This window comes from Cryptosporangium phraense (genome assembly GCF_006912135.1).
GTDB lineage: Bacteria > Actinomycetota > Actinomycetes > Mycobacteriales > Cryptosporangiaceae > Cryptosporangium > Cryptosporangium phraense.
This window is the reverse complement of the sequence record NZ_VIRS01000071.1, coordinates 1-11,257: the sequence shown is the minus strand read 5'-3', so window position 1 is coordinate 11,257 and position 11,257 is coordinate 1. Positions and strand designations below refer to the sequence as shown.

9 protein-coding genes are annotated in these 11,257 nt (G+C 70.5%); 3 read left to right on the top strand and 6 right to left on the bottom strand.

Annotated features, from left to right (window positions below):
• Window positions 1-428 precede the first annotated feature (428 nt).
• Window positions 429-2,465 (bottom strand): MMPL family transporter, encoded by a 2,037-nt coding sequence (locus FL583_RS39630; protein WP_142710076.1) that lies wholly within the window; start codon window positions 2,463-2,465, stop codon window positions 429-431.
• A 70-nt stretch (window positions 2,466-2,535) separates the two neighbouring features.
• On the opposite strand from FL583_RS39630, the gene FL583_RS39625 reads away from it, so the two are divergent.
• Window positions 2,536-3,003: a MarR family winged helix-turn-helix transcriptional regulator gene (locus FL583_RS39625; protein WP_205752874.1), complete on the top strand. Its 468-nt coding sequence runs from the start codon at window positions 2,536-2,538 to the stop codon at window positions 3,001-3,003.
• A 17-nt stretch (window positions 3,004-3,020) separates the two neighbouring features.
• On the opposite strand, the gene mgrA is transcribed toward FL583_RS39625, so the two are convergent.
• The 4 genes from mgrA to FL583_RS39605 are packed head-to-tail and all read right to left on the bottom strand — an operon-like array spanning window position 3,021 to window position 7,881.
• A complete protein-coding gene (gene mgrA / locus FL583_RS39620) occupies window positions 3,021-4,046 on the bottom strand; it encodes an L-glyceraldehyde 3-phosphate reductase (RefSeq protein WP_142710074.1) in 1,026 nt (341 codons plus the stop codon).
• A complete protein-coding gene (locus FL583_RS39615) occupies window positions 4,046-5,524 on the bottom strand; it encodes a purine-cytosine permease family protein (protein ID WP_142710073.1) in 1,479 nt (492 codons plus the stop codon). Before FL583_RS39615 ends, mgrA begins: the two co-directional genes overlap by 1 nt.
• 37 nt (window positions 5,525-5,561) lie before the next feature.
• The gene (locus FL583_RS39610; protein WP_170324114.1) at window positions 5,562-6,914 is read right to left on the bottom strand and encodes an NtaA/DmoA family FMN-dependent monooxygenase; all 1,353 of its coding nucleotides are present in this window, start codon (window positions 6,912-6,914) and stop codon (window positions 5,562-5,564) included.
• Window positions 6,915-6,918: 4 nt separating this feature from the next.
• Window positions 6,919-7,881, bottom strand: a complete 963-nt coding sequence (locus FL583_RS39605; RefSeq protein WP_142710071.1) for an adenosine deaminase family protein — start codon at window positions 7,879-7,881, stop codon at window positions 6,919-6,921.
• Window positions 7,882-8,013: 132 nt separating this feature from the next.
• Between FL583_RS39605 and FL583_RS39600 the strand changes: the two genes are divergently transcribed.
• Window positions 8,014-8,889 carry a LysR family transcriptional regulator gene (locus FL583_RS39600; protein WP_142710070.1) on the top strand — a complete coding sequence of 292 codons (876 nt, stop codon included), beginning with the start codon at window positions 8,014-8,016 and terminating at the stop codon, window positions 8,887-8,889.
• Here the strand turns inward: FL583_RS39600 and FL583_RS39595 are convergent.
• Window positions 8,886-9,413, bottom strand: a complete 528-nt coding sequence (locus tag FL583_RS39595) for a hypothetical protein (protein ID WP_142710069.1) — start codon at window positions 9,411-9,413, stop codon at window positions 8,886-8,888. The two genes, FL583_RS39600 and FL583_RS39595, sit on opposite strands and share 4 nt — an antisense overlap.
• A gap of 104 nt (window positions 9,414-9,517) precedes the next feature.
• On the opposite strand from FL583_RS39595, the gene FL583_RS39590 reads away from it, so the two are divergent.
• Complete coding sequence (locus FL583_RS39590; protein WP_142710068.1) at window positions 9,518-11,215, top strand: proline--tRNA ligase; 1,698 nt, start codon at window positions 9,518-9,520, stop codon at window positions 11,213-11,215.
• Window positions 11,216-11,257: the final 42 nt, after the last annotated feature.

The following is an 11,257-nucleotide window of genomic DNA, read 5'->3' as shown; positions in this document are numbered from 1 at the left end:
TCGAGCGCGTCCGCGGCGGCGACTACCACGGCCCGACGGGTCACAGATCCGGTCGACCGCTCCGCGCCCCGCGCGCTCCGCGCCCCGCGCGCGCCGGGCTCCGCGCTCTGCGCTCCGCGCCCGCCGCGCTTCCGCCCACGGGCCACGGCTCCGCACACGCTGCGTTTCCGTATCCGGACCCCGACCTCCTTCGGTCGGGCCTCGGCGCACGGCTGCGCCCCGGCGCACGGCCTGAGAAGCTTCGGCTCGTCAGGAGGACACGACCCGCGGCCCACCCACCCACCCACGGCGCGGAACGCCGCGCTGAGCCCGGCATACCCCCAGCAAGCGAGGGTGGGCCCGCAACCCGCTCCGGCGAGCGGAACGGCTCGGCCGGCCAGGCGCACCTCGGTCGCGGAAGCAACCGGCGCGCGCCCGGCAGGCGTAAATCAAACGTCTCCGACCTCAGCCGACGAAGCCGGCCGCGACAGACCGCTGGGCCACCAGAACCGGCGGTCCAGCAGGACCACCAACGCCGGCACCAGCACGGTCCGCACCAGCAGAGTGTCGAGCAGCACGCCAATTCCGACGATCACCCCGATCTCGGTGAGCGTGATCAGCGGCAGCACGCCCAGCACCGCGAACACGGCCGCCAGCAACACACCGGCGCTCGTGATGACGCCGCCGGTGACCGCGACCGCGGTCGTGATGCCTTCGCGCGTGCCGGCCCGCAGCGCTTCCTCGCGGGCGCGGGTCACCAGGAAGATGTTGTAGTCGACGCCGAGCGCGACCAGGAACAGGAACGCGAGCAGCGGGACCACCGTGTCCAGCGCCGGGTAGCCCAGGACGTGCACGAACAGGAACACGCTGGCGCCGAGCGCGGCGAAGAACGTCGCCACGACCGTGAGCATCAGCAGCAGCGGCGCGACGATCGCGCCGTGCAAAAGGACCACCAGCACGATCAACACCACGCCCAGGACCAGCGGGACGATGACCTTCAGGTCGCGGATCGCGGCTTCGCGGGTGTCGAGTTCGGTCGCGACCGAGCCGCCGACCAGCGCGCCGGTTGGTCCGACCCGGTCGCGCAGCGCTCGGATCGCGTCGTAGCTCTCGGCGGTGGCCGGGGCCGCGTCCAGGACCACGTCGATTTCGGTCACCGGCCCGTTCGCTTCGCCCGGCCGCACCGACGCGACGCCGGGGGTGGTGCGAACCAGTTCGGTGACCTCGGCGGCTTTGGCCGGTTCCGTCAGGATCGCGACCGGATCGGTGGCGCCGGCCGGGTAGTAGCGGCTGAGCGCCTCCAGGCCGTCGACCGACTCGGCCTGCACCCGGAACTGTTCGGTCTGGCTCAAGCCGAGCCGGGCATCGACTACGCCGGCCGACAGCACGCCCAGCAGCACGACCGAGAGCGCGACCACCGCGACCGGCCGGCGGGCGACGCCGTGGGCGACCTTCGCCCAGGCGCCGGTCCGGGACTTGTCGGGGTCGCCCGGGCGCGGGACGAACGGCCAGAACAGTCCGCGGCCGCAGACGACCAGGGCGGCGGGCAGCACGACGAGTCCGAACGTCGCCGCCACGACGATGCCGATCGCGCCGGCCAGGCCGATCGCGCGGTCGTTCTCCAGGACGGCCAGCGCCAGCGTGAGCAGGCTCAGCGTGACGGTGACCGCGCTGGCCGCGATCGCGCCGCCGCCGGACCTCAATGCCCGGCGCATCGCGGCTCGGCGGTCGTCGGTGCGCCGGAGCTCCTCGCGGTAGCGGGCGATGAGCAGCAGCGCGTAGTCGGTGCCCGCGCCGAAGACCAGGACGTCGACGATTCCGGTCGTGGACGGGTCGACGTGTAGGCCGGTCGCCCTCGAGACCAGCGCGATCACCGACCCGGCGACTACGTCCGCGGCGCCGACGACGGCCAGCGGGACCAGCCAGAGCACGGGGCTGCGGTAGGTGATCAGCAGGAGCGCGGCGACGACCAGCGCGGTGACGGTCAGCAGCTTGACGTTCGCGCCGCTGAACGACGACGCGATGTCGGCGCGGAAGCCGGCGCCGCCGGTGACCTGGGCGGTGAGACCGTCCGGCTGGTCCGCTCGGGCTTGCTGCCGGAGCTTCTCGACCCGGTCGATGACGACGTCGTTGTCGAGGTCAGCGGGGAGTGGGACGGCGAGCAGCGCAGCGGTGCGCTCGGGGGAGTAGATCGGCGGGCTGCCGGCTCGCATCGCCTGAGCGTCCGCTGCGATCTTCGCGCGGTCGGCGTTGGTGAGCGGCTCACCGTCGCGGGTGTAAAGGATCAGCGCCGGGTTGGTCTGGCCGCTCGGAAGCCGTTTCTGCAGCTCGGCGACCTTCGCCGACTCGGCCGAGGACGGGAGGCTCGCGGTCGGCTCGTTGCTGGTCTCGGCGCTGCCGCCCAGGGCGACGATCGCTCCCGACAGCAGGATCGCCAACAGGAGGAGCAGCCACGCCGATCGGCGCCCGGTGACTAGGTCGGTCATGTCTACTTCTCTCGATCGCCGAGTCTCTTGATGATCGAGAGTTTAGGGACGGCGCAGTAGTCTGCAACTCGTGGACGACCGGGAGCGCACGCGGGAGCTCGGACGCGAGCTCCGGCGGTATTTCATCGAGGCGCGTCTCGTCAGCCAGGCGTTCGCCGAGCTGCACGGCCTGCACGCCACCGACCTGCAGGCGCTGATCGAGGTCATGGACGCCGAGGGCCGCGGCTCGCCGTTGACGCCCGGCCTGCTCGGAGCGGCGCTTGGGCTGTCGTCCGGCGCGACGACCGCGGTGATCGACCGGCTGGAGACGCTGGGGCACCTGCGGCGGGTGCGCGAGGGCGCCGACCGGCGGCGGGTGTACCTGCACTACGACGAGGACGGAATGGCGCTGGCCCGGGAGTTCTTCGGGCCGCTGCAGGAGCGCATTCTCGAGGTCGTGCAGCAGTTCTCGGCCGAGGACGTCGAGGTCGCGCACCGGTTCCTGGTGGCGGTGGTGGACGCCGCGGCGGCGCACCGGCGCTCGGTTCAAGCGCCGTAGCGCCGCCGCGGGCGGGCTTACCCCTCGGAGGAGGTGCGCCAGAGGTCGATGCCGGACTCGACCGCGTACTTGTCGATCTCGGCCAGCTCGTCGTCGGTGAACTCGAGGTTCTGCGTCGAGGCCAGGTTGTCTTCGAGCTGGGCGACGCTCGACGCGCCGATCAGCACCGACGTCACCCGCTCGTCGCGCAGCGCCCAGGACAGCGCCAGCTGGGCCAGCGACTGGCCGCGCCGGGACGCGAGCTCGTTCAGCGACCGGATCCGCGCGAGCACGTCGTCGGTCAGCATCGACGACGTCGCCGATCCTTCCCGGGCCACGCGCGAGTCGGCCGGGATGCCGTCGAGGTACCGCGACGTGAGCAGCCCCTGCGCCAGCGGCGAGAACGCGATGCACCCGACGCCCAGGTCGCCGAGCGTGTCGAGCAGCTCGGGCTCGATCCAGCGGTTGAGCATCGAGTACGACGGCTGATGGATCAGCAGCGGCGTGCCCAGCTCGCGCAGGATCTGGGCCGCCTCGGCGGTGCGCTCCGGCGAGTAGCTGGAGATACCCGCGTAGAGCGCGCGGCCGGACGTGACCGCGGTGTGGAGCGCGCCCATCGTCTCCTCGAGCGGCGTCTCCGGGTCGAACCGGTGCGAGTAGAAGATGTCGACGTAGTCGATCCCCATCCGCTCCAGCGACTGGTCGAGGCTCGCGAGAACGTACTTCCGCGACCCCCACTCCCCGTACGGCCCGGGCCACATGTCGTACCCGGCCTTCGTCGAGATGACGAGCTCGTCGCGGTACGGCTTGAAGTCCTCGGCGAAGATGCGGCCGAAGTTGATCTCGGCGGAGCCGTAGGGCGGGCCGTAGTTGTTCGCGAGGTCGATGTGCGTGACCCCGAGATCGAACGCCCGCCGGAGGATCGCTCGCTGCGTGGCCAGCGGGTTCTCGTCACCGAAGTTCTGCCAGAGCCCGAGCGAGACCGCGGGCAGCTTCAGGCCGCTGCGGCCCGTGCGCCGGTACGGCAGCTTCTCGTACCGGGCGTCGTCAGCCTGGTAACTCATCAATTCACACCCTCAGGTTGCGCAGTGGTTCGCGGCGAGCCTTCCACAGCGTCCGCCGCCTCCTGGGAGCGCACTGCACCTCGCCCGAGCACCAGGTACCCGACGAATCCGATCGCCAACGAGACGATGACGCCGAGATTCGCGAACGCCCAGTCGCCCGACTTGCCGCCGATCGCGCCGAGGAAGTAGCCCTGCCAGTCGAGCCAGGAGGCCATCGTGTTCGTCACCAGGCCCCAGCCGACGACCGAACCGACGACGACCAGCAGCACCGACGCCCAGCGGATGTCGCCGTACCGCCCGGACGGCGTGAACAGCTCGGCCTCGGCGTAGTCGCGCTTGCGCAGCAGGATGTCGGCGATGAAGATGCCGCACCAGGCCGCGATCGGCACGCCCAGCGTGATCAGGAAGCCCTGGAACGGCCCGAGGAAGTCGTTCGCGAAGAACACCACGTAGATCGAGCCGATCAGCATCAGCGTCGAGTCGATGCAGACGGCCACCCAGCGCGGGACCTTCAGGCCCACGTTGAGCAGCGCCAACCCGGACGAGTACACGTCCATGACCGCGCCGGCGACCAGCCCGAGGATCGTCACGACCGCGAACGGCAGCAGGAACCACGTCGGCAGGATCGTCGTGAGCGCGCCGACCGGGTCGGCCGAGATCGACTTGTTCAACGTGTCGGACGAACCGGCCAGCAGGATGCCGAACAGCAGCAGCACCGCCGGGGCCAGCGACGCGCCGAACGCGGTCCACCAGACCACGCCGCCGGTCGACGACGACCGCGGCAGGTAGCGCGAGTAGTCGGCGGCCGCGTTCACCCAGCCCAGCCCGAACCCGGTCATCGTGAAGACCAGCGCGCCCACCACCGCGGCGGTGGAACCGCCGGGCAGGTCGCCCAGCTTCCCGAAGTCGATCTCGTCCGCCGCGAAGACCATGTAGACGACGGTCAGCACGCCGGCGATCCAGGTGATCCACTTCTGGGCCCGCATGATGAGGTTGAAGCCGAGCGCCCCGCCGACCGCGATCAGCGCCACGATCACGATGAGCGCGAGCAGCTTCGTCGCGGTGCCGCCGCCGGCGCCGAGGCGGTCGAAGATCGTCGCGGTCGCGAGCACCGCCACCACCGCCAGCGACGTCTCCCAGCCCACCGTGAGCAGCCAGGAGATCAGCGACGGCAGCCGGCTGCCCCGGACGCCGAACGCGGCCCGGGTCAGCGTCATCGTCGGGGCCGAGCCGCGCTTGCCGGCGATCGCGATGACGCCGACGAGCGCGTTGGACAGCGCGATACCGACGACGCCGACGAACACGGCCTGGCCGAGCGAGAGCCCGAAGCCGAGGACGTACGAGCCGTAGGCGACCGCGAGCACCGAGACGTTGGCCGCGAACCAGGGCCAGAAGAGGTCGCGCGGTCTGCCTTTCCGCTCGGCCTCCGAGATCTGGTTGATGCCGTTCACCTCGACGCTCAAGGCTGTATCGCTCATGGAGGTTCCCTCAGACGCAGTTGACGGCGTGAACGGATTATGCGCGCGAAGCCGAGAAACGGAACCGGGCCGCCGGATGCGTTTCCGGCACGCGAGCGTGCCCGAACAGGCGGTCCCGGAACGTTCCGGGCGAATACTCGGACTTCAGCAGGCCGCGACGCTGCAGCACGGGGACGACGTCATCGACGAACTCCCGGTACGAACCTGGCGAAACGAACGGGGTGTAGTTGAAACCGTCCAGCCCGGTGTCGGACACCAGCTGGCCGATCTCGTCGGCTACCTGCTCGGGGGTGCCGACCAGGATGAACTCGCGCATGCCCCGGCGCAGGAAGTCGGCGGTGGCCTCCCGCACCGTGTTGTTGCGGTAGCGCTCGACCTGGGTGCGACCGCCGTCGGTGCGCACGTCGGCGAACGACGCATCCGGGTCGAGTGCGGCGAGGTCGACGCCGGTCATGCTCGCGTAGTACACCCGCGCAGCGTCCGGATCGACGTACGCGAGGTAGCTCTCGAGCTTGGCCTCGGCCTCGGATTTCGTTCTAGCAGTCACCACCGACAATCCCGCGACGGCTTTCACCGAGGAAGGCCCCCGGCCCGCCGCAACCGCTCGTCGGCGCAGGTCGGAGACCTGGTCGCGGAGCATGCCGGCGTCCTTGCCCTGCAGGAAGACGAGCTCGGCGTTGGCCGCTGCGAACGCCCGGCCGGACTCCGACGCCCCGGCCTGGGCGAGCACCGGCGTGCGCTGCGGCGAGGGCTCGCAGTTGAAGTAGCCGGCCGAGCGGAAGAATGGCCCGTCGTGGGCGATCGGGTGAATCTTGACCGGGTCGGCATAGAGCCGGGCCGCCTTGTCGGCGACCACCGACCCGTCTTCCCACGAGCCCTCGAACAGCTGGTAACTGAGGTCGAGGTAGTCCTGGGCCATGGCGTAGCGGCGATCGTGCGGCACGGCGTCGCGTCCGAATAGTTCGGAAACCACCGCGCTGCTGGTCGTCACCACGTTCCAGGCGATCCGACCGTCGGTCAGGTGGTCGAGCGTCGCGAAGCGACGGGCGTTGGCGTAGGGGTGCTCGAACGTCGTGGAGGACGTGACCGCGAAGCTGAGGTCGCTGGTCGCGGCCGCGAGCGCGGGGATGAGCAGCATCGGGTCGTTCTTCGGGATCTCGACCGCCTGCTCGAACGCGACGGTCGGCGTGGTGCCGTAGAGCACCGGATATCCGTACGAATCGGCCAGGAACAGGAAGTCGAAGTAACCCCGTTCGAGCAGCTGGGCCAGCTCGATCCAGTACCGGAGCTCCTTGTAGCGGTAGGTCTGCTGCTCCGGATGGGCCCAGACGCCCTGGCTGGTCAGATTGACGCCGTTGATCTCGAAGGCGCCGAGAATGATCTGTTTCACGAGGTTAGTCCAGCCAATCGTCGAGTGCGTTCAGGTAGCGCTGCCGGGTGTCCTCGTTCAGGCCGTGGATCAGCAGGCCGGCCCGCGCGATGCCGGCGAGCTCGGCGTCGGACAGGCCCCACTCCTCGCGGGCGATCCGGTACTGGTCGACGACGCTGTGGCCGAACCAGAGCTCGTCGTCGGCGTTGAGCGTCACCGGCACGCCGGCGGCGACCAGGGCCGGGGCCGGGTGGACGGCGAGCGTCGGGACGATCCCGAGACGGACGTTGGAGACCGGCGCCACGTCGCAGACGACCTGCTCGTCGGACAGCCGGGCCAGGAGGGCGGGATCCTCCACGGATCGGATGCCGTGGGACAGGCGGGTCGCCCCGAGGTCGTCCAGGGCTTCCCGAACGCTGTCCGGTCCGCCGGTCTGCCCGGCATGGGCGACGATTTGGAGCCCGGCGTCGCGAGCGCGTGCGGCCGCGCCGGCGAAACGACCGAGGCCGGCCGGTTCGACGAATCCCGCGGTGCCGAAGGCGGTGATGCCGTCCAGTTTCGCGGCGATTCTGGCGAGTTCGTCGGCGATCGGGAGGTCCTGGTCGGTGTTGACCGTGAGGTTGGCGCCGACCTGGATGCCGGCCTCGTCGCCCGCCCGCTGCAGGGCGTCGACGATCGCGCGCGTCACGGTTTCGAGCGAACCCAGCCGGGGCGCGTAGAGCTGGGGCTCGATCGCGGGCTCGAGGAACAGCACGCCGTTGGCCGCTTCGGCCCGGACCAGGGCCCGGCACAGCGTGGCCAGGTCGTCCACGGTCCGGACCAGCGGAGGGACGGTTCCGTAGGCGTCGAAGAACGACCAGACGTCGGGGAAGCTCGTCGGGACCTCGAAGGCGGGGCCGGCGAGCGCGCGGACCGCCGTCAGCGGATACGAACCGTCGAGGTGCACGTGGACGTGCACCTTCGGAAGTCCGACCAGGTCGCGAGGCATGACCGGAGTCTCGGCCGCGCTCCGCGGCCGCGGCAAATAGGCTCGGTCACTGTCGTTATAAGCTCGATCGATAACCTGCCGGTCCGGCGGTCTCCGCCGGTTTTCCGCCACGAAGAATTAACAGGGTGACGGGTGGACCTGCGGCAATTGCGACACCTGGTCGGGGTTGCGGAGGCTCGCAGCTTCACGGTGGCCGCGGTGCGACTCGGCATCTCGCAGCCGGCGCTGAGCCAGAGCATCGCGCGGCTCGAGCGGGAACTCGACTGCACGCTGTTCGTCCGCAACAAGCAGAACCCGGGGACGGGGCTGCTGCTGACGCCGGCCGGAGCGACGCTCGTCGCCGACGCGCGGGGCATCCTCGACGCGGTCGACCGGGCCGAGAGCCGGGCCCGGCGGGCCGGGCACGCCGTGGACACGGTGCGGGTCGCGATCGGATTCGCCTCCAGTACGCCGCGGGCGCTGACCCGGGCCGCGCTCGCGATACCCGGCGTCGAGGTGTTCCCGGTGCAGGTGGAGTGGGGTGACGATCACGCTTCGCTGGTGTCGGGGCGGGTGGATCTGGCGTTTCTGCAGTACCCGGTGGGGTGGGCGGCGGCGGAGTACGCGGTGGTGGGGCTGGCTCGGGCGCCGCGGGTCGCGGTGTTTCCCGGGGGACATCGGCTGGCCGGGCGGGCGTCGGTGACGGTGGACGACATCGCGGGTGAGCCGATCCTGGATCCGGGGGTGGGGGTGGATCGGGGGTTCTGGTTGGGGGAGCCGCGGGCGGGGTTGGTCGTGGTGGGGCCGGCGGTTCGGACGGTGGAGGAGATGTGTGCGTTCGTGGCGGCTGGGCGGGGGATGGCGATCACTTCGGGGTTCGTGGCTGATCAGTATCGGCAGCCGGGGGTCGGGTTCGTGCCTATCGAGGGGTTGGGGCCGGTGGAGGTGGGGTTGGTGCGGTTGCGGGAGGACGTCCGGGCGGAGGTGGTGGGGGTTTTCGAGGAGTTGGCTGGGTTGTCGGTGCTCTAGCGCGGTGGGTGGTTCGGGGGCGGGTAGGGCGGCGGGGTCGGGCGCTGCGGTTGGTTGGGCCAGGGCGCGTAACCCGCGCCTGGGTGCGGGCTGCCCGGGTAGGGGTGCGGCGGATACGGCGCACCCGGGTGAGGCGCGGGCGGGTGGGGCTTGCGGCCTCTGGTCGCGGCGACGGCCCAGACCAGCGACCCGGCCAGCATGAACAACCCGACGAACGCCGGCACCAGAATCCCGGCCCAGCTGAACGAATAAGCCTCCCCGTCGTGCACCCGCACCACGACCGACTTGCCCTCGTCGTCGTCGCCGACCCCGTCGATCTGGCCGCGCTGCGAGACCCCGTTCTCCTCCCACGACCCGGTACACGTCGTGTGCGAACGTCCCTTTCGCCCATACGTCGTCGTGCACTGCTCGACCACCGCCGTGGTCTTCTCCCCGGTCGTACTGGCGACCAGGTTCCACCCACCCCAACCCAGCAGCCCCAACCCCACGAACAACAGAATCACTGCCGATAAGACCGCCCGCATACGACAACTCCCCATCCGTACCGGCCGCTCACCCTAGTAGCGCTGGCCACCCACCTCCGCGACTACTCTCAGCAGCACCAGGTTCGAGCGAAGGTGAGATTTCGGTGCGTTGGTCGCGGTTGTACGTACCCACGTTGCGTGAAGACCCCGCGGACGCGGATGCGGTCAGCCACCGGCTACTGCTGCGCGCGGGCTACATCCGGCAGCTGATGGCCGGTCACTACACGCTGCTGCCGCTGGCCGTCCGCGTGCGGACCAAGATCGTCGACGTCATCCGCGACGAGATGACCCGCATCGGCGCCCAGGAGTTCTCCCTCCCGGCCATGCACCCGGCCGAGATCTGGCAGAAGACCGGCCGCTGGGACGTCATGGGCGACGAGATGTTCCGCCTGCGCGACCGCAAGGGCGCCGACATCGCGCTCGGCATGACCCACGAGGAGATCTTCACGACGCTCGCGCTGGAGCTGCGCTCGTACCGCGACCTGCCCCAGATGTGGTACCAGTTCCAGACCAAGTTCCGGGACGAGCCGCGGCCGAAGAGCGGGCTCATCAGGGTCCGCGAGTTCACGATGAAGGACGCCTACAGCTTCGACCTCGACGCGTCCGGACTGGACACCGCGTTCGACGCCCAGCAGGCCGCCTACGAGCGCATCTTCGCCCGCCTCGGGATTCCGGCGGTCGCGGTCCAGGCGTCGTCCGGAAGTATGGGGGGAAGCGCGTCCGTCGAGTTCATGTGTCCGTCCTCGGCCGGTGAGGACCTGATCGTCCGCTGTCCCTCCTGCGGCTACGCCGCGAACGTCGAGAAGGCCACCTCGCGTCTGGCGGACGCGTCGGACGAGGTAGGTCCGGACGCTCCGGAGCAGTTCCCGACGCCGGGCGTCCGCACGATCGCGGACCTCGCCGACGGCTTCGGCGCGCCGGCCGACCGTCAGATCAAGACCTTGATCTACGTTCTCGACGACGAGCTGACGCTCGTGCTCCTGCGCGGCGACCACGGCCTGGTCGAACAGAAGCTCTTGGACGCCACGGGCGCGCGCGAAGCGCGGCCGGCGCATCCGGACGAGATCCGCGAGGCGCTCGGGGCGCTGCCGGGGAGCCTCGGGGCGGTCGGAGTGTCGGGGCCGCGGATCCTCGCCGACCGGGCGCTGCAGGGCCGCACCAACATGTTCACCGGCGCGAACGTGGACGAGGTGCACCTGCGTGGGGTGGACGTGGCTCGGGACATCGCGGTCGGGGAGTGGGTGGACCTGCGCGAGGTCGTCGCCGGCGAGCCGTGCTCGGTGTGCGGGACCGCGCTGGAGGTGCTGCGGACGATCGAGGTCGGGCACATTTTCAAGCTCGGTTACAAGTACAGCGAGGCGCTGGATCTGACCGTGCTCGGGGCGGACAGCACACGGGTGACGCCGATCATGGGGTCGTATGGGATCGGGGTCGAGCGGGCGCTGGCGGCGGTGGTGGAGTCGCACCACGACGAGTCGGGGATCGTCTGGCCGGTGAGTGTGGCGCCGTTCTCGGTGGCGGTGGTCGTGGTCGGTAAGGACGAGGCGACGGTGGCGGCGGCCGAGCGTTTGTACGAGGAGTTGCAGGCAGCGGGGGTCGACGTGCTGCTCGACGATCGGGCCGAGCGGCCGGGCGTGAAGTTCAAGGACGTCGAGTTGATCGGGATCCCGTATCGGGTGACGGTCGGGTCGCGGGGGGTTCAGGCGGGGGCGCTGGAGCTGACTCACCGGGCGACGGGGGAGACCGAGTCGGTGGCGGTTGGGGATGTGGCCGCGAGGGTGCGAGAACTCACCGCTCTCTGACTGGATGCGTTGGGGCGCGGCGCCGCGCCGCGGGGCGGCGCC

Bases quoted from the DNA above. Each gene is read 5' to 3' on its own strand.
- FL583_RS39595 (WP_142710069.1), bottom strand. From the start codon at position 9,413: ATGCGGGCGGTCTTATCGGCAGTGATTCTGTTGTTCGTGGGGTTGGGG.
- FL583_RS39615 (WP_142710073.1), bottom strand. From the start codon at position 5,524: ATGAGCGATACAGCCTTGAGCGTCGAGGTGAACGGCATCAACCAGATC.
- FL583_RS39630 (WP_142710076.1), bottom strand. From the start codon at position 2,465: ATGACCGACCTAGTCACCGGGCGCCGATCGGCGTGGCTGCTCCTCCTG.
- FL583_RS39605 (WP_142710071.1), bottom strand. From the start codon at position 7,881: ATGCCTCGCGACCTGGTCGGACTTCCGAAGGTGCACGTCCACGTGCAC.
- mgrA (WP_142710074.1), bottom strand. From the start codon at position 4,046: ATGAGTTACCAGGCTGACGACGCCCGGTACGAGAAGCTGCCGTACCGG.